Below are 19393 nucleotides of genomic sequence, written 5' to 3'. Positions count from 1 at the left end.
CAATTTCCTTAACAGCTAAGATCACTCGAATGAGTAGTAGTCGAGCTTAGTTGCTTTTAATGCTCTTAAGAAGTTAATCAGTATCATCTGGTATAATAGAAAATAGATTTTTTTAGAACGGAGTAATTGATATGAATGGAGCGCAAAAAGCATTTTTTGAAGAAAAGGAGCGTTCACTTGGCGTTTATCTAAATGATGTGCAAAAGCAGGCCGTATTGCAAACGAATGGACCGCTGCTACTATTGGCATCTCCTGGTTCAGGAAAAACGACGACGATTATTATGCGTATTGGCTATATGATCGAGGCGCTTGGTGTCAAGCCTGCTCGCATAAAGGCTGTTACGTTTAGTAAGGCATCAGCAAATGATATGAAGGCACGTTTTGCAAAGTTTTTTCCGCATTTGCCACCAGTTGATTTTTCGACGATTCATAGTTTAGCATTTCAAGTTGTGCGGCAGACACTTGAACGTCAGGGCATTTCGTACGGGATTATCGAAGAAGCGGACGGGCCTGGTGTAATGTCAAAAAAACGAGTGCTTCGTGAGATTTTTGAACAATTAAATGGCTCCAAAATTACGGAAGATCAGTTAGACGAGCTACTGACGTACATAACGTTCATCAAAAATAAAATGCTGCCAGAACAGGAATGGGCAATTGCAGAAGTAAAGGTGCCAAGAAAAGTCGAGATTTTACAGCATTATGAGGAATATAAGCGCACAGCTAGTGACCGATTGCTCATTGATTTTGACGATATGCTGTTAATGGCGAATGATATTTTTACGAAAAATCGAGAGGTGTTGGCGCAATTTCAACGTCGATACGATTTTTATTTAACGGATGAAAGTCAGGATACATCGCCTGTTCAACATGCGATCATCGAGAAGCTTGTCGCTGTCCATCAAAATTTATGCGTCGTTGCCGATGAGGATCAGGCCATTTATAGCTGGCGCGGTGCAGAGCCATATTATTTGTTGAATTTCCAAAAGATTTATCCAGAGGCACGTGTTTTACTAATGACACAAAATTATCGTTCATCTGCCTCGATTGTAGAGCCAGCCAATCTTTTCATTCAGCGAAATAAAAAACGATATAACAAACAAATGTTTACGCAAAATCCTGCAGCAGAGCCAATCTCGTTTAAAATCCTAGAGAATTACAGCTTACAGGCCAAATATGTAGTGAATCAGTTAAAAAGCTTGTCTAAGCGTGGCTCAACGGCTGTTTTATATCGAAATAATACGTCAGCCATTCCTCTTATGGACGCATTAGACAGAGCGGGCTTGCCTTTCTATATGAAAGATTCCACCATTCGCTTTTTTACGCATTGGGTTGTGGAGGATATAATGAACTTCATGCGTCTAGCGTACAATACAAAAAATATCTCGATATTTGAAAAAGTTTACAGAAAAATGAATGCTTATATTACACCAACGCAATTAAAGGCACTGCAGAAAGTACCGGAGGATGGCTGTGTATTCTCACTATTACTAGAGCATGTGGAATTAAAGGATTATCAGCCTGAATATATTAAGCGAATTCGCAAAACGTATGATAGCATTCAATTTGATCAAACAACACCAACAGCCATGCTAGAGCATATCCGTTATGACTTTGGTTATGAGCGTGCCTTAAAGAAAATGAGCGAGGACCTCGGTTTTAATTATGAAAATTTACTAGATATTGTGGATGTACTTGGACTAATTGCTCGCCATACGTCGACGATGACTGAATTTGCGGGTCGTTTGAAGAACCTTGAAAATTTAGCACGTACATCTCATCTGAAAAATGAAATGAATGCCATTACATTAACAACCTTACACAGTTCAAAGGGCTTGGAATTTGATCGTGTGTATTTGATTGACTTAATTGATGGGATTTTACCTACTGAGACGGAAGAAGCAATAGAGGAAGAAACAAGACTCTTTTATGTCGGTATCACACGTGCAATTCGCCATTTGGAATTAATTTCGTACAGCAAGCGCTTTAAAGCAAGTGTGGTGCCATCAATATTTATGAAGGCGTTAAAGCAAATCGTTTCACCTCAGGAATTACCAAAGAAAGCGTCGAAAAGTCCGAGGAAAGCATTGAAGCAATACCGTAATGATCAGACAATTACAACGGAGTCAGAGTTAATCGTTGGCTCAAAGGTGAAGCATGTGATGTTTGGAGAGGGAAAAATTTTGGAGGTCACAAGTAGCACGATCAAATTGTCATTTGATGCAGGGATAAAGCAGTTTATGACGGATACATGTTTACAGCAAGGCTATTTAGAAGCGGTGGAAGATTAATGCAGCGTATTCGAGATTTTTTCGAATACGCTTTTTATAGTGTGCAAAATAATAGCTAAACTTCTTTTTTTCTCTTTCTATAGGATAAATATTCTATAAATCTCTTTGCTGCAAGTGACAGCGATTTTTGCTCTCTCATCGCAATCCCAATAGTTCGAAAAGCAGGGATCTCAAGCTCTTTCGCGATAATTTGGTACGGAATGCGTTCTAAAATCAGTTCAGGTAATATACTGATTCCCAACCCGTTTTCCACCATTGACATAATGGCATAGTCGTCCCATGTTGTAAAAGAAATGTGCGGCGAGATATTATGTTTCTCAAAAATTTCGGAGATTTCAGCTTTTGCGCCTTTTTCTAAAAGCATGAATGGACTGGTCAATAGTTCACTTATAGGAAATTTATCGCAATCAGCAAGAGGATGATCCTGATGAATGACTACCAACAAACGGTCTTGCTCTACAAAGATTGTTTCCATTTTAGCTTTTGTTGGTAGTCGCAAAAATCCAAAGTCGACCCTACCTTCGATAATCCAGCTTTCGATTTCGGTGTAATCTCCTAAGAGTAACTCGAAATCAATCCCTGGATAATCCTGCTTAAAGAATTTGATCATATAAGGTAGCCAATGTGTTGCTACACTAGAGAATGTACCAATTCGGATGATTCCTGATTGGATATCATGTAAGTCTTCGATCTGCATCATTAACATTTCATGCTCATTACATATACGTTGTAATTGGGGCAGTAACTTTAAGCCATCGGATGTTAAACTGATTCCGGCATGACCTCGTTCAAAAAGGGAAATTCCCCATTCTGATTCTAAATCGTTGATCATACGGCTGATACCAGACTGTGTATAGTTTAATGCATCGGCAGCACTTGTAAAGCTCCCATATTCTACTGCTTTGACAAAGGCCATATATTTTTGGATATTCATTGCGCTATCCCCCTTGCATGCTATTTTGTTATGTGTAGCATGACAAACATTCAATTTTGTAATACATATAAGTATGCTATGCTATTCCCATTACAAAAGCAAGTTGAAAGGGAGTGGAAGGAAAGGACGGAAAAAACACCTAATAGTTCCTATTAAATTGCGGTAGGTTAGGGGAGTAGACCATGAAATCTAAATTTCAATTTATCGTATCAATGATTATTTTTGGCACAATCGGTTTAGTTGTGCGTTACATTGATTTAGCGGCGAGTGAAAGAGCTTTACTAAGTAGTTTACTAGGATGCTTATTTTTATTCTTCATCTTCTCCATAATGAAGAAAAAAATATCCTGGAATTTAGTGAAATCGAATGCTTTATTTTTGTTTCTCTCAGGCGTTGCATTGGGAGGAAACTGGATTTTTCTCTATCAATCCTACGACCACACATCACTTGCCAATGCCACACTAGGATATTACTTTGCACCAGTATTTGTAATGATTCTTTCACCTGTTGTACTTAGGGAACAATTATCCATAAAGAAAATAATATGCATTGTCATAGCAATTATCGGTATGATAATGATTGTAGGAGAAGGGGTGAGTGCAACGGAATCAGATGATTTCCTTGGACTTACCTTTGGATTGATGGCAGCTGCGTTTTATGCGGCATTGTTACTTTTAAACAAATTTATTAAAGAGATGGACAAGCTAGAGATGACCATTATTCAACTTGGAACGACTGCATTATTACTGCTGCCGTATGTTTTTTTGACAGAAGGCTTTGGGATTTTTGGATTATCAAGCGCATCTATTCCTTTTATTTTAATTTTAGGTATCGTTAATACAGGGATTGGATTTTGGTTGTTTTTCTCGGGAATGGAAAAATTGAAAGGGCAGAGTATTGCGATGCTAAGTTATGTCGATCCTTTTGTAGCAATATTGATTTCTGCAATGATATTGCAAGAGCAAATGACCCTAGTGCAAATTATCGGAGGGGTATTTTTATTAGGTTCTACATTTGTTAGCGAAATTCGATTTTTTAACTTTTCAAAACAACTCATGAAAAAACAAATAGAGTAACAATTTATCACGGGAGACTTAAATCGATAGTACATGGTATTTAACATTTATAGGGTTGTTCAATTACTAAGACAACAATCAGCCAATTGAAGTTGGCTAATTGTTGTTTTTTAAACTCTTGATAAGATGCTTGAGCTTCTTGATGAGTTTCTCCAAAACGTTAACTGCTAGTTCAGCTATGCCCTTAGCTAAGAGAGTTTAAGAACTTCAATATATCTATACATACCCTTTAACATAACAGATTCATCTCTTATAATTCTGAGCCTTTGATCATTTTGTTTAAACAACTCCTCAAAACTTCTACCAATATCTGTTCCTAACATACTTATAAATGGCCTTACCAATTTTTTTGTTAGCGTTAGTTTTTGATTTTTAGGAGCAAATTTATCAAAGATAAGAATTCTACCATCCTTCTTTAAAACTCTTATCATCTCTTCAAAGCATTTATTTTCACTAGGAACCACAGAAAGTATTAAACTAGCTACAATATAGTCAAATGATTCATCTGCAAAAGACATTTTTTGAGCATCCATTTCTAAAAAATTGATAGAAGAGTGCTCGAATTTATGTTGAGCTTTCGCTAGCATATCAGGAGAATAATCAATGGCAGTTATATCATAATCAACATAGTTGATTAATTCTAAATCAGCCCCAGTACCAATACCTACATAGAGGATTTTTTGTTTACGCTGAAAAGGTACTTCTTGAAAAATCCTCTTTCTAGTCTTTAAAAAAGTACCTGTATTAAAAAGTTTATCGTAAAAGGAAGAGCCAATTTTATAGATAATTTTGTTCCACGTATTATTCAATACTACATCCAACCTTTCTACAGAGCGTATGAACTTCTAAAATCCTGTGTCCCCTCCGAAAATAGGAGTGACCCACGCAATAATCTTTGTCATCATGTCAAAAATAATAAAATCCCATTAAAATCAATAATCATGAATGGATTTTTTTGGAAGAAACGTAATTTGAGACAGCTTAAGAAAATAAATTGAAAAACCAGTACATTAATAAGTATGTATAATAAGCCTTTATCAGGGTTTGTTAGCCCTAAAGCCATTATTACAAGTGTCCAGCCAGTTGCGAAACCTGTCCCAAATTTAAACTAATATTCCTTTTCAGCCAGTAAAAAATCTAACTTGAGGATGCCTACGTTTATTAGCTGAAGAGAGACCCATATTTTTTTAAAATTTTTGACACACATATTAGGTAGTGCTAGTATGTTTGACACACATATTAGTGATATCGAATATGATCATATCAAAACATATTAGCTAAGTCTAATATGAATTGGAGGAGATTTTGTGACAGAAAAAAATATTGACTTAAAAATTAAACTAATTCATGGATTTTCAAACAAGGTAAGACTTCAAATTTTAGAGTGTATCAAAGAGAAAGAGAAGACAGTATCTCAAATCGTCGAGGAATTAAAGGGGAATCAGTCTAATATCTCTCAACACTTAGCCTGTTTAAAAGGGTGTGGCATTATTGTTGGTCGTAATGAAGGAAAATATTGCTACTATAGTTTGAGAAATGAGCGTATTCGCGAACTTCTTGAAATGTTTGATACGGTTTTAGAAGATGTTCATTCTGATGTTGCGTGCTGTGCAAACCACGTAGATTAAAGATATATATAAATAAAAGCAGATTCCATAATATATAGGGAAGGATGCAGGAGATTTAAAATTATGAGGAAATAGGTGTTCCTTAACTATATGAATGAGCTAGTACAGAAAAAATCAAAGATAGAGGAACATCTTTACCAATAGGGTTAGTGGTCGTAAAGGTTTAATTAAGGTTAGTCCAAAGTAGAAAACTACCTGATCTGAATAGAAATTATAAAAGGGTTACTGAGATAATGTAACCCTTATTGAGGGAGGTCGTGACGGTCAACCAACGCCACCACCGTATAAGTGCGTGCGATACACTCAATATAAATTTGTGCAAATAAAGGCTAATTATACATAAAAAAAAGCAGCGTCGTCACACGCTACAGTAATTTAATGAACATGTTAGGTGATTCATAAAAGAGTTTAACAAAGATTATGAATGGAACCATGCTATAAAGATACAGAAGATAACTTGGATCCAAAAGGTTGTGAAGATTATTTTTTCGTCAAACTCATATTCTGACACTTGTATGCTTTTGCTGAATTTTAGTAATCTTTTATTTTTACTTAATATGTGAGCTAATAATAATAAGTGTTATACCCGTAAATAAGCAAACGATTCTTGTCACAGGTATTTTATCTGCTAGTCCAAATAATGCAATTGCTGTCGTTACGATTAATACTGTTGGACCAACCAAAGCAAGCATTGTATTAATATAAAATGCTTTTTCTAGATTATTTAACTTTAGCATCAACAATCCAGCACTTACTTCAATACTCCCAGACAATACACGTAAAATAACCATAGCAAGAACCGACTTTTCAATAATTGTCATCATCCTATCTTTATAGAAAATTTAATATAATTCCATCATGAATAGAATAATAGATTTTTGTTTTAATGAAATACTAAAATCAATATATGTATGATTCGTATCTAATATTCTTGTTAGATTATGCTTTAATCCTTAGACTAGGAATATAATTAAAGATTTTTTCCAATGTTTAGAATTATCATAATAAATGAGCTGTGTTTCTATAGTTGAAACACGGCTCATTTTTATTTTTAATCCCTATTTAGATAAATGCTCAATTCGAAAGCTATCAAAAAAATTCTAATTCTTATATCACGCTGCATATGCATATATTCTCCATATTTATAGTCTATACTTTATTTTCAAATGGACTATAGAAAGGTTGAGTGAGCGTATTTGTTAGAGCAATTAAATTTACTTCTTGCATTTGGTGCTGGATTATTATCATTTGTATCACCTTGTTCATTACCATTGTATCCAGCTTTTCTATCTTATGTAACAGGAATATCCTTTAATGAACTAAAAGAAGAAAAAGGGATTTTGAGACGAAAATCTCTGATACATACCCTGCTTTTTTTACTTGGTTTTTCTATTATTTTTATGGCATTAGGTTTTTCAACTTCTTTTATCGGACAGATTTTTATTCAGTATAAAGAGTTCCTAAGACAAATTGGAGCAATTATCATGGTCTTTTTTGGATTAGTTATTCTAGGTTTTTTTAAAATCGATATTTTACAATCTGAAAAAAAGATTCATTTTAAAAAAAGGCCCAAAGGATATTTTGGTTCCGTACTTATTGGTATGGGTTTTGCAGCTGGATGGACACCTTGTACTGGACCAATTCTTGCAGGAGTAATAGCTTTAGGCGTGTCTGATCCTGGGAAGGGTATGTTGTACATGCTATTTTATGTGCTAGGTTTCTCTATACCTTTCCTAATAATGTCTTTATTTATCGGAAAAATGAAGTTTCTTCAAAGAAAAAATGGACTATTTATGAAAATAGGTGGTGCAATAATGATTGTGATGGGGGTTTTATTATACTTTGATATGATGACTAAAATTATTGCGTTTTTAACACCGATTTTTGGAGGATTTACTGGTTTCTAGTTTTACATATATAAGAGAGGAAGGGACCTAACTTCATTATGGATAAAAAAAAGAGAAGATTTCTTATGCGTTCAATTATATTAATTATATTATTTGGGGCAATATTCTTCACAGTCTATACAACTTTAACGCAAGATAAAAATGAAGTATTAAAAATAGGGGATGATGCTCCAAATTTTACTCTAGTTGATATGCATGGTGAGAAACATAATTTGGAGGAATACAAAGGACAAGGCGTCTTTTTAAACTTTTGGGGTACTTGGTGCAAACCTTGCGAAAGAGAATTTCCAATTATAGATAGATATTATAATGATTATAAAGAAAAGGGGATACAGGTATTAGCTATAAATATAGCAGAATCCGACTTCGTGGTTCAAAATTATATTGACCGAAAAGGTCTAACTTTCCCGGTTTTAATAGATAAAAATAAAAGTGTAATGGAAGCATATAATATCAATCCATTACCAACGACTATTCTTATTAATTCTGAGGGGAAAATAGAAAAAATAATCACTGGAGAAATGAAAGAACAAGATATAAAGAATTATATGGAACTAATTCTACCAGACTAAATAATGATTTTTAATATCTCTAACGTCAATTTTAATTTTATCACCGAGAGAAAGTTAGATTTACATGCAAAAAATAGTAGTGGAAGTACAATAAAAGAAATAACAAATTATATTAGACAGGGAATACCAGTTATTATATGGGAAACATTGGACCTCTCACCACCAAAGGTTAAAGGGGGATGGATTATGGAAGAAACAGGTGAGTACCATCAAATGTATCAAAATTTACATACAATGGTACTATTATCTGTGGGAAATACGACTGTGGAAGTAATGGATCCACGTAAGGGATTGATAACATTGGATAAGGGAGCATTTTTTAATAGCTATGAAGCATTAGGCGAACAGGCAGTTGTTGTTTATTAACAATAGTTCATTATATGCAAGTAATAGGTTAAAAAAGATAGCGTTTAATCATGGAAGAAAAATTACTTCAATTACTTGAACAATCTGGATTATTTGCAATTTTGGTTAGTTTAATGATAAATACTTTGGTTAGTATTATAGGTGTACTACCAAGTGTTTTTGTTACAGCTACTAACCTTGTGTTTTTTGGCGTATTCAACGGTTTGTTGATTTCTATTATCGGTGAATCACTTGGTGCAGTTATTAGCTTTATTTTATATAGAAAAGGAATCAATAAATGGAAAAGACCGTTCGTATTACACCCTAAACTTTTAAAATTAAAGGAGTTGGAAGGGTCTGATGCATTTTGGATAATTGTCAGTTTAAGGATTTTACCTTTTATGTCATCAGGTCTTGTGACTTTTACTAGTGCATTTTCTAAGGTGTCTTTAGGCACATTTGCGCTTGCTAGTACGATTGGAAAAATACCAGCCTTAATCTTTGAAGCAGGAGCCGTATATGGTTTTATGCAAGTAAATTTAATAGGGAAAATTGTAATAAGTATCTTATTAATGTCAATTATCATTTTGATTTGGAAAGTTAAGAAGTAAAAAAGTCATATCAAAGTTTTCTTAGATAGCGTGGTTAATACTTGTCTTATTTAATTACAAATCCATAATTTCTCCATACTTCTTTGTTATAGTGCCTATGTAAAGAATAAAAGGAGGAAACATAATGAAATCTAAACTTTTGATTGCTTCATTATTGGTAGGCGCTATTATAATGGGGGGATGTAGTGCGGGTAATTCGGAATCTAATAATAATTCAAATATGGACCATTCTACTATGTCTGGTATGGACCATTCCAATATGAGTGATGAAGAAATGAAAAACATGGAGGGTATGGATAATAAAGATAGTAGCATGGAAAATGGTCATGCGAGTCACAACAATCCATTAGCATTAAATAATTCAACTGGGGAAAATGAGCTTGCGCTTCCACCTATTATTGAACCTAAAAATGGAATTGTTAATATTACTGCTCAAAAAGGAACGACAGAAATCTTTAAGGGAACTAAAACAGAGACATATGGATATAATGGTTCCTTTTTAGGGCCAATCATTCGTATTTATAAAGATCAAACGGTAACGTTTAGAACTAAAAATGATTTATCTGAACCAACAACATTTCACTGGCATGGATTAGAAATCCCCGGAAATGGTGATGGCGGTCCACATCAAGTCTTAGAGCCAGGTGTAACAGAAGATGTAAATTTTACAGTTAATCAAGGAGCATCTACGCTGTGGTTCCATCCACATCCAGAAGGTGCTACAGCAGAGCAAGTATATAAAGGTTTAGCTGGCTTAATTTATATTGATGATGAAAATTCGCAAAAAATCAATTTACCGAATGAGTATGGTGTGAATGATTTTCCGTTAGTATTCCAAGATAGACAATTTACTGAAGAAAAGCAATTAAATTATCAAGCAGTCCTTAATGAGGATGGTACAATAGGAGATACTTTGTTAATTAATGGTACTTTGAATCCTAAACTTACTGTCGGTAAAGAAAAAATAAGACTACGATTATTAAACGGTTCTAATGCTCGTAATTATACGTTTAAATTGAATAATGGAGCTACATTCCAACAAATTGCTACTGATGGAGGTTTCTTAAATCAACCAACTGATATGAAAGAAATTACCTTAACACCAGGTGAGCGAGCAGAGGTAATAGTGGATTTTTCAAAGATGGATGACAAAACTGATATAGCATTAATAAATGAAGAAGGAATTACCCTTTTACCATTTAAAATTGAACAAAAAGCTGCAAGTACAAGTAACATTGCACAAAAATTAAATGATTTTGGTGTTACGGAAGAGGAAAAAACCTTACCAGTTACAAAGAAACTTGAACTTTTTGGTATGGGCACAATGGTTTCAATCAATGGTTCACAGTTTGATATGAATCGCATTGATTTCACTCAAAAACAGGGAGATACTGAAATTTGGGAAATTTATAATAAACCTGATATGATGGGTGGCATGACACATCCTTTCCACATACATGGCACTCAATTTAAAATCGTGTCGATTGATGGGAAAGAACCTCCTTTAAATTTAAAAGGGTGGAAGGATACTGTTTCAGTTGAAGCTGGTCAAACAGTTAAATTAGCAGTGAAGTTCAATAATAAGGGCATTTACATGTTCCATTGCCATGTCCTTGAACATGAAGAAAATGGGATGATGGGTCAAGTTGAAGTAAAATAAAAATAGATACAATTTTAAAAACCTCCAAATATTTGGAGGTTTTTTAGATGTCATTCAAGGGCAGATTTTAAACTACTTAAAACACCAGATAAAGCCATTTCGAGCCATTTAAATGCTTTCTGTTGCTTTAAAGACTTCTAGGATACGACCTTTTTGTAACTTAACAATTAAATAAGCTACCATTAGTCTGAAAACTAATTTTTGTTCAACAAACGGGCCAGCTTGTTGAATAACAGTCTTTTAAGAAATGTTACCTAACGACGCTTTTGTAAAAATAATATAGTTGTTTTTATTCCACGAACAGAGCAGGTTAGTGGAAGCAATAGTAATTAGGTTTGACTGGGAAAATTGCCGATGATATTAAAAAAGACACCTAAGTGTCTTATGTTTTTCAAATTAAGCATACCGATAAATTTAAATTTTTATTATCTTGGAAGCGAGGTATTTTATCGGTGAGTGTATACAAACCATGTAATGCTGGCTGTTAATAATGCTGACGAAATCAACGCTGTTAGAACACTATATGTTTGCCAAATAAGTATCGTTGACCAATCGAGAGCACAGCACAGTATACCAAGGGCAATCGTAGCCATCAGGAAAATAACTGTTATGATTATCCTCTTTTTTGTCATTGGCTGTCTCTTATTCATTTTCTTTTTTCGTAATCCTAAGAGAAATAGCAGAACAGCCAATAGGCAAAGAATAATAGTGATAGACGACAAAATGATATCCAAAAGCTGTGTGCCACTTATTTCATATGACTGAGTTAGATTGCCGTCTAATATATCTTTAACTTTTAGTACCAAGTTTATATTGGTATTTGCGCCGTTGCTCAGCAAGCAGATGGCTGTTCTGTCATTTAGCAGTATGGCTACTTCGGTTCGGAAATTTGGATTGCCCCCAGTATGTTCGATAATTGTTTGGTCGGCGTTTACCGACCAGCCTGCCGCATAATACATATCGTTGACAGCCGAGACAGACATATCACCCCTATGTGATTTTTCGATAACCGTGTGAAATATTTCGGGTATGTCCTGCACAATACCCATCTGTATGCCCATCCAACGTGCCATATCTTTTGTATTAGAAATGATGTAGCCTGCGGGTTTGTTCCCAGCATAATCCGGAGCTTTAAATGGAGTTGTCATAAAAAAGGAAGAACGGTAGCCTTGTGCCAACTGTCCAGTGGCTTGAGCATCTTCTTTATAAACATACGTCTGGTGAAGACCTAACGGCTGAAATACTTGTTCCTTCATAAAGTCTTCATAGCTTTGTTGCGACACAATCTCAATAACCAAACCCAATACGTCATAATTAACGGTTCCATAGTTATACTGTTCACCAGGATTGAACGCCAATTCAGCATCTACGAGCATTTCCACAGTCTTTTGCAACATATCCGGTGTATTGCCTTGTGGAATATTTTGAGTATGCCTAATATTTGTTAGACCACTGGTATGGTGAAGAAAGTTATTTAGTGTAAGGCTTTGCGTATCAACAGGTTTTCCTTGATACTTTAACGTAAACCAAGGTAAATATTTTTGCACAGGGTCCGTCATTGAGAGCAGCCCTTGCTCTTCCAACAGCATAATACCCATACCAGTAAAAGCTTTACTGACAGAAGCTAACTCATAGAGTGTATTTTCACTTGCAGTCAACCCCTTTTCACGGTCAGCATACCCTGAAGAAAAGTAGAACACTTCATCATCGACAATTATTGAGATTGAAATTCCTGGAACACCTGATATTCGAGAGGCATCATCTAGCAACGCTTGTATTGCCGCAGATTTCGAATCTGACAGTGCATAACTTTGTGTTGTGGATCCTAAGAATAATATAAATATCATTAATACAACAACAATAATCTTTTTCATAAACACTCCTTTTTGAAAAATTATAAGAGAATAATATAAATAACCTACTTTTACAACTATTAAACTAAATTATAACTTATCTTTCTATTCACCTTTATAATATTAAGTAAAATGTGAAGAGTTACCTTTAACGAACAGATACGTTAGTTCAATAAGTAAAACGATCTTCAACAAAAGGGTGCATTCTGTAATAAGGATCAGCGCTTGTTTGCATTAAAGGGCCAGATTGTGGAATAAAAGTTGTAAAACAAACAAGAAATCTATTACCATGAGGGAGGCTTTGCTGATAAGACTTTTAAATCTACTAGATGACGAGAACTCGAATAAGAGTCAGAAGCCTCATTCTTTTAAACGGACCAATATGCAAATTCCAAATATATTCTATTGGCATAAGAATGGTTACTCGTAATATATTCTACAATTGATGCAACATAAGAAACGTATATTTACCACGTTTTAAAATCTATTTCCGGTTTGTTGTATAAGAGGGATTTTTGAAACAGTGTAGAAAGTTAATATTAGGTGATAAATTGCATTTAACAGGAGATGGGATAGATATATGCAGACGATTTTTGTAGACTGGGGTGGAAATAATGTGAAGCTAACTTGGATGCCTCGAATGAAATTAACAGAATCTTTAATAGTGACGAGTGTTCATGCAGTGTGCTTTAGAGATGGGAAAGTGTTATTATCACAAATAAAAAATCGAGGGTTTAATTATCCAGGTGGACACGTAGAGATTGGGGAGAACGTAGAAGAAGCTATACTACGCGAAACATATGAAGAGGGGTATGTAAAGGGAACAATTAAATACATAGGTTCTATTGAAGTAAGCCATAAAGAAAATCTGTCCTTTGATTCAAGTGGAAAATATCCATTGATTGCTTATCAGGCATTTTTTAGAATGGATGTTACCGAATGCTTACCTTTTCTCCGAGAACATGAATCATCTGCTCGAATTTGGGTAGAACCCTCTGAAATACCATTTGTAATTAATGACCATAAACTTTCAAAATTAATCTTAGACGATGCGTTAACCTTTTGTTCTTCTTAAACTAACGTGTGCTTTAATTTAATAACAACGATCTTCAACAATCGGACTCTTTCCTGGAAAAAGGAAAGCTCATTTTTCAGTTTAAGGGCTATTTAATTGAATATCGTTTTTAAAGGAATTATGTGAAAATTAGGTTAGTTGGAAAAGTAATGTATTTAACTAACTGGGAAGGTTAATGTAATAAGGATTTAATGATTTTCTAAGCAAGCAGGATTATCACTGTGTAGTCTGGAATAGTTAGTTTATAAGTTTTTTTTAACTTAATTAACATTGCGATTGGAGTTTTTGAGCAGTTAAAGTAGTCCCACAATCGGGAAATTTAATTGAAAAAGACTAAACAAAAAGTTACTTTCCCGTATGTAAATTGTGCATTTTCTTAAACTACATCAAGTTGCATGTGTAACATATCGCTTAATAAAAGTGCGAAATATCTCCTGAAGCAACCCGTCCTAGATTAGAACGGGTTAGCTCATCTGAGATTATAAAATTAGCTATATTATCACTTTATATTACTTCATCTGGTGGTTGTGTCTTTCTCCAGCCATAAAACTGCATGACGTCTTTTGATCATATAATACATTTCAATTACCACCTTTCATGTTTTTTAATTAACAAGATTAAAATTGACGAATACGAATATAATCGTCAATTTTTTTTCGGTTCTCTTCAAAGATTTTTTTCACATATTCATCATGAAGTGCTTTCTCAAGAGAGACCTTACGTTTTGTAATAGTTATCGTGAGCGCAAAAAAGTTTAATATCATTTATTATCACCTCCTTAAAATGTCATGAAAAATGAAAAAAACCGTAGAGAGACTCCTCTACGGCGAAAAAAGGCACAAAAATACCGCAGGGGCACACTTCTCCCTGCGGTATGGGTATGCTTATTTACAAAAAAACCTTAAGCGATCCATTCCGATGCGGTCGAATGTGTGATTTTCATTTTTAATGAAGTTGTAGCTACCAATGACATCAATTTAACGATAACGATCATTTTATTCGACCTCCTTAAGAATTTTTTGTTTACTTTGTAAGTATATCTAAATTTAAGTTGTTTGTAAACATCTTTTACAAAGCTTTCCTAATTATTGAAGAGAGAGCAGTTATGGATGCTACGATACATGGGGGGAATCCAAATCCAGTAATTTCTACAGGGATATAATTACAAAATGAATAAGTATTAGCAGATCATAAAGTATGGTATCCCAACTATAAATACGCATACGAAAGAAAATTACAGTTTTGGGTGGTGGCCATTCTGTTATTGCTAGCACTTGCGGAATTACAGGTAGAGAATTCTGCAACAAAGCTAGTGTGGAATGCGTAAGAAGTCTGTAGAAAAAGCCTATAGGTCGAAGAAAAAGATGCTTTGGCCAGCACATGGCGCACTCGGTGTTTACTTTCACGGGTTGAATATGCAATTTTTAATAGAAGTGATTATGGATATTGGCAGGGATTAGCTGGTGCTGGAGAAGAGGGTGAGACTCCTACTAAACGAGAAGCATTTGAAGAGGTTGGCTTTACAAGAGATTATCCATATATTGAATTAGCTTCTATTTCTTCACTACCAGTAGAAGGTGGAGTTGGGAATTTCCTTTGGAGACAAGACGTTTATGTATTAAAAGAATTTTTATTTGGTGTTAAAGTTCCCTACAAAAGATATATCATTATCCAAAGAGCATGTTTTGAAGAGGCAGTAACACTTTTGAAATAGGATAGCAATAAAACGGCGTTATGGGAGGTTATTAAATCTGATTAACCCCAAACATATGAAAGAAAATATTTAAGCTAAAACGGGTGCTTTGCTTGAAGAACACGGAGTTGCATAGGCAGCTCATTTTTAGGAATACAGCTTCAATATTGCTTGCTGTTATTCAATTATTGGGCAAGTACTGTAATAGAATGCTGAAATTGTGGAGGAAAAAAATGAATAAAACGGAGAGGCAGCTTGCGATCACGCTTGAATTACAGCGAAGCAAAACATTGAGAGCAGAAGATTTAGCTTCTCAATTTGAGACAAGTGTACGTACGATATATAGGGATATTCAAGCACTAAGTGAGGCTGGGGTTCCCATTTTAGGCGCCCCTGGTCAGGGTTATTCCTTAATGGAAGGATATTTTCTACCCCCGGTTAGGTTCACAGCAGAAGAGGCCGTCTCCCTGCTCATGGGAGCTGATTTTATCGAGCAAAGGTTGGATACAGATTATGGTATTAATGCAAGGTCCGCTAAACGCAAAATCGAGGCTACTTTGTCGGAGTCAGTTCGTAACGAGTCAAGGCTTGTTCGGGAAACAATGCGACTGCTTCATATAGGTGAGCAGTCAACTGAAGAGCGGGTAAAAACGTATCTTAATCAAGTTCGCGATGCAATTTTGAAACAGTGCAAAATCAGTTTTATGTATATTAAAAAAATGCCAGGAACAGATGGAAATCGGAAAAATAAACGTGTGGTCTCTCCATATGGATTAACACTTGTCCATGAAAATTGGGTTTTACTAGCATACTGTGATATGAGGCAAGAAATGCGCCATTTCCGCTTGTCCCGGATGTCCGAGCTTTCTGTGTTGGAAGATCAATTTCTTCTACCAAATGATTTTGACCTAAGTAGCTATCGGCCACCTGACAATCGAGATGAAAGAATAATAATGAGGGCAAACCCCGAAATTGCCGACAAAATCATTGAGGCAGTTAATTTTTATATTGAATCTATTGAGGAGCGGAAGGAGGATGTAATCTTTCAATTTCGTGTTCGGTATCCAGAGGAACTATTACAGCATTTACTTGGCTGGGGCGGAGATATCGAGGTGATTGAGCCGAAGTCTTTACGCTTCAAGATTCGGGAAGTAGCGAAAAAAATTCTAGAACACTACTGACATACACCTGTCAGTAGTGTTCTTTTATACTGTGACTATACCAAGATGAAGAGGAGCTGCTTGAAGGATGAAAAGTACAAAGGAAGTATTGAAGTCATTTGAACTTACAGTAGAAAGATATTTGGCAGAACTGACAAAACTCAATATGGATAAAATGCATAGAAAGCTGAACGAAGAAGATTGGTCCATTGGACAGATGTATGTACATTTAATTCAATCAGCTTTCATGCATCTACATAATGTCGAGCAATGTTTAGCTGGTAGCGAATCGACATTGAACCCAGCGAAGGAAAAAACTGAGCAGGGTAAGATTGTTTTTAAACTAGAACAATTTCCTGCTGTTCGTATTAAGGTCCCTGCTTCGCCAAACTATACTCCGCAACCACCAGAGAGCATGGAGCATTTGGTAGAAGGACTTCACAGTGTAGTGGAACGGATGAGGAATACGGAATCAGTTCTACTTCAAGTGCCTGTAAGTAACAAGATACTTCATCCGGCGTTCGGTGCTTTAAACGCGCAGGAATGGTTTATGTTGATTGAAATGCATTACAGACATCATTTTTTACAACTGGATCGTTTGAAAAGTTCAGCATTTGAAGAGTAGGGGGATGCATCATGTCGAATATAACAAGTCAGAAAAGCAGATATTGGATTGGCGTTGTATCCGCTTCTCATGTGAATTTAGCCATAGAAGGTGGTTTTGCACAGTTATGTCACGGTAAGGCAGCACCTTTGCGTAAAATGTCTCCAGGTGATTGGCTGATATACTATTCCCCTCGCACAGACATGTCCAAAGGGAAGCCAGTTCAAGCATTTACTGCTATTGGTCAGGTTACGGATAACGGTGCTTACAAACATCAAGTGTCGGAGTCGTTTGTGCCATTTCGCAGAGATATGCGTTATATTCCTTGTCGAGAAGTTAAGATTGCACTGTTGTTAAACCAGCTCACTTTTACGCGTGGAAATCGCAATTGGGGGTTACCATTCCGTCGAGGTCATTTTGAAATTGGAGCTGAAGATTTTATGACAATCGTTACTTCGATGTTAGATGGTGAGGAACAGGCATTATCCGAGATCCTTAAACACTGATTGTAAGTTGTGAACAGTTTCACTTAAACTTTAGAGTGCTTTAGTTAGATAACAATATTCAACAATTGGACGCTATTGTTGAATAGCGTTCTGTTCTTCTGAATTCACGAGACGAGAATTGTTAAGTAAATAAGAACAAATTAAAAGCGGTCCTCCACAGATTAGTTTGTGGAAGGCCGCCTTTATTAAAAACAGTCACCATTTATAATTGTTTACATCTTGGTTCACTTAACCATATAGATGTAAAATAAAAGATCTATTTAGCTTACGGAGCTTTCCGCAATGATTGCACGAATCAGAAATCAGAAAATTTAGGACTTCACCATACAACAAGCATTCCACCAATCCATGCACCGAAGATATCGTTAATCAAAATGTTGAGCAAATGTGCTTTAATAATTTAATTGCGTCAAACGCCTTTTAGAGCAAACAAAATACAAGAGGGTTTGTTTATCATTTATTTACTAATACAAATGAAGTAGCTAATGACAATGAAATGCATAGCAATTTGTTCTTTCCTTTTCTTGTGGAATGTTGATGGTGGATTTTCATTTTAAAAATCTATTTTATTAGTTCAAATTAAAGTGCTGGAGTCGTGGTGGTAATAATTGGTGTGTGATATGATTAACAGAATATTGTGAATGTTCTATAACTGGGCGCATTTCTGCAGAAAAAAATGCGTCTACGAAATAAAATGGGCCATGTGTTTATGGATAAAGTATAAATTTTAGATTTTAGGGGGTATTTTATGTTTGTAGTAAATGTAGAAGGGGCTATTCGTCGCAATGAGAAATGGCTTTTAATCCGCAGAAGTGAAAAGGAGGAGCATGCTGGTGGAGGTCTCTCATTAGTAGGAGGAAAGTGTGAAATTGAAGGTGATTCGTCTGATATTCTGGAAAGAACATTAAAACGAGAAGTTTTTGAAGAAGTAGGTAGCGAAATTACAGGCATTAAATATGTAAATAGCTCTTCCTTCGTGACAGAATCAGGGATAAATGTAATCGATATAGTTTTCCTATGTCATCATAAATCCGGAGAACCTTACGCTAAAAGTACTGAAGAAGTGGATGATGTTATTTGGATGACTACATCAGAGGTTCTTGCACATACGGAACTACCTTTATTTCTAAAAGAAAACATTAAACTTGCAGAGAAAATACTACAAGATAATATGCAGGTGAAATATTAGTTATACATTTTCCATAATAGGGCGCGATAGTGGAGTAACACATGTAGAAAACAATCAAACTTTTTTATAAAAACCTAACTTAAAACTGCTCAAGAGGTATCCCTTTTGATCAATCTTTTTCAAAAAGGGATTCTTCTTATTTAACTTGAAATAAAGGTTTGCGAGGCATTTTTGCTCAAACTTTATTTCAAAGCAACGTCAAATTGGATAAAAATCTGTTGCAATTCAAAACATTAAATCATAATATAAGAATATAGTTATATACGAATTAATTCACCTTTCTTTAACGAGG

18 protein-coding genes and 1 pseudogene are annotated in these 19393 nt (G+C 35.1%); 14 read left to right on the top strand and 5 right to left on the bottom strand.

Annotated features, from left to right (window positions below):
• Positions 1–131: 131 nt before the first annotated feature.
• Positions 132–2288, top strand: a complete 2157-nt coding sequence (locus AC1RFD_RS06675) for an ATP-dependent helicase (protein ID WP_492474664.1) — start codon at positions 132–134, stop codon at positions 2286–2288.
• 55 nt (positions 2289–2343) lie between these two features.
• On the opposite strand, the gene AC1RFD_RS06670 is transcribed toward AC1RFD_RS06675, so the two are convergent.
• On the bottom strand, positions 2344–3222 hold the full coding sequence (locus tag AC1RFD_RS06670) for a LysR family transcriptional regulator (RefSeq protein WP_492474663.1): 879 nt from the start codon (positions 3220–3222) through the stop codon (positions 2344–2346).
• Positions 3223–3404: 182 nt separating this feature from the next.
• Between AC1RFD_RS06670 and AC1RFD_RS06665 the strand changes: the two genes are divergently transcribed.
• Positions 3405–4298 (top strand): DMT family transporter, encoded by an 894-nt coding sequence (locus tag AC1RFD_RS06665; RefSeq protein WP_054550207.1) that lies wholly within the window; start codon positions 3405–3407, stop codon positions 4296–4298.
• Positions 4299–4486: 188 nt separating this feature from the next.
• Here AC1RFD_RS06665 and AC1RFD_RS06660 read toward each other — a convergent pair whose 3' ends face one another.
• Positions 4487–5107, bottom strand: a complete 621-nt coding sequence (locus AC1RFD_RS06660; protein WP_492474662.1) for a class I SAM-dependent methyltransferase — start codon at positions 5105–5107, stop codon at positions 4487–4489.
• 498 nt (positions 5108–5605) lie between these two features.
• On the opposite strand from AC1RFD_RS06660, the gene AC1RFD_RS06655 reads away from it, so the two are divergent.
• Positions 5606–5926 carry an ArsR/SmtB family transcription factor gene (locus AC1RFD_RS06655; protein WP_048392987.1) on the top strand — a complete coding sequence of 107 codons (321 nt, stop codon included), beginning with the start codon at positions 5606–5608 and terminating at the stop codon, positions 5924–5926.
• Positions 5927–6474: 548 nt separating this feature from the next.
• Here AC1RFD_RS06655 and AC1RFD_RS06650 read toward each other — a convergent pair.
• Positions 6475–6750, bottom strand: coding sequence for a YqhV family protein (locus AC1RFD_RS06650; protein ID WP_048395961.1), 276 nt, complete (start codon positions 6748–6750; stop codon positions 6475–6477).
• Positions 6751–7122: 372 nt separating this feature from the next.
• Between AC1RFD_RS06650 and AC1RFD_RS06645 the strand changes: the two genes are divergently transcribed.
• The 5 genes from AC1RFD_RS06645 to AC1RFD_RS06625 all read left to right on the top strand — a co-directional run bounded on the left by AC1RFD_RS06645 (position 7123) and on the right by AC1RFD_RS06625 (position 11021).
• On the top strand, positions 7123–7833 hold the full coding sequence (locus AC1RFD_RS06645) for a cytochrome c biogenesis CcdA family protein (protein WP_054550205.1): 711 nt from the start codon (positions 7123–7125) through the stop codon (positions 7831–7833).
• A gap of 38 nt (positions 7834–7871) precedes the next feature.
• A complete protein-coding gene (gene resA, locus AC1RFD_RS06640) occupies positions 7872–8405 on the top strand; it encodes a thiol-disulfide oxidoreductase ResA (RefSeq protein WP_115673636.1) in 534 nt (177 codons plus the stop codon).
• Positions 8406–8408: 3 nt separating this feature from the next.
• Positions 8409–8771 carry a C39 family peptidase gene (locus AC1RFD_RS06635; RefSeq protein WP_492474661.1) on the top strand — a complete coding sequence of 121 codons (363 nt, stop codon included), beginning with the start codon at positions 8409–8411 and terminating at the stop codon, positions 8769–8771.
• A gap of 50 nt (positions 8772–8821) precedes the next feature.
• The gene (locus AC1RFD_RS06630) at positions 8822–9361 is read left to right on the top strand and encodes a TVP38/TMEM64 family protein (RefSeq protein WP_103118175.1); all 540 of its coding nucleotides are present in this window, start codon (positions 8822–8824) and stop codon (positions 9359–9361) included.
• Between the two features lie 124 nt (positions 9362–9485).
• On the top strand, positions 9486–11021 hold the full coding sequence (locus AC1RFD_RS06625; RefSeq protein WP_492474660.1) for a multicopper oxidase family protein: 1536 nt from the start codon (positions 9486–9488) through the stop codon (positions 11019–11021).
• 446 nt (positions 11022–11467) lie between these two features.
• Here AC1RFD_RS06625 and AC1RFD_RS06620 read toward each other — a convergent pair whose 3' ends face one another.
• A complete protein-coding gene (locus tag AC1RFD_RS06620; protein WP_492474659.1) occupies positions 11468–12895 on the bottom strand; it encodes a serine hydrolase domain-containing protein in 1428 nt (475 codons plus the stop codon).
• Between the two features lie 559 nt (positions 12896–13454).
• Between AC1RFD_RS06620 and AC1RFD_RS06615 the strand changes: the two genes are divergently transcribed.
• Positions 13455–13949 carry an NUDIX hydrolase gene (locus AC1RFD_RS06615; RefSeq protein ID WP_054550199.1) on the top strand — a complete coding sequence of 165 codons (495 nt, stop codon included), beginning with the start codon at positions 13455–13457 and terminating at the stop codon, positions 13947–13949.
• A 617-nt stretch (positions 13950–14566) separates the two neighbouring features.
• Here the strand turns inward: AC1RFD_RS06615 and AC1RFD_RS06610 are convergent.
• Positions 14567–14713: a YrzI family small protein gene (locus tag AC1RFD_RS06610; protein WP_083225250.1), complete on the bottom strand. Its 147-nt coding sequence runs from the start codon at positions 14711–14713 to the stop codon at positions 14567–14569.
• Between the two features lie 605 nt (positions 14714–15318).
• Between AC1RFD_RS06610 and AC1RFD_RS06605 the strand changes: the two are divergent.
• The 5 genes and pseudogenes from AC1RFD_RS06605 (at position 15319) to AC1RFD_RS06585 (ending at position 19101) form a co-directional block, all read left to right on the top strand.
• Positions 15319–15663: pseudogene (locus tag AC1RFD_RS06605) on the top strand (NUDIX hydrolase).
• Positions 15664–15875: 212 nt separating this feature from the next.
• Positions 15876–16823: a helix-turn-helix transcriptional regulator gene (locus AC1RFD_RS06600; protein ID WP_066036714.1), complete on the top strand. Its 948-nt coding sequence runs from the start codon at positions 15876–15878 to the stop codon at positions 16821–16823.
• A gap of 67 nt (positions 16824–16890) precedes the next feature.
• Entirely contained in the window at positions 16891–17427 is a 537-nt protein-coding gene (locus tag AC1RFD_RS06595; protein WP_066036715.1) for a DinB family protein, read from the top strand.
• A gap of 11 nt (positions 17428–17438) precedes the next feature.
• The gene (locus tag AC1RFD_RS06590; protein WP_066036716.1) at positions 17439–17912 is read left to right on the top strand and encodes an EVE domain-containing protein; all 474 of its coding nucleotides are present in this window, start codon (positions 17439–17441) and stop codon (positions 17910–17912) included.
• Positions 17913–18660: 748 nt separating this feature from the next.
• A complete protein-coding gene (locus AC1RFD_RS06585; RefSeq protein ID WP_333004008.1) occupies positions 18661–19101 on the top strand; it encodes an NUDIX hydrolase in 441 nt (146 codons plus the stop codon).
• The last annotated feature ends 292 nt before the right edge of the window (positions 19102–19393 follow it).

The organism is Lysinibacillus sp. GW823-FHT02G10, assembly GCF_058797135.1.
This window is presented reverse-complemented; position numbering and strand designations above follow the sequence as displayed.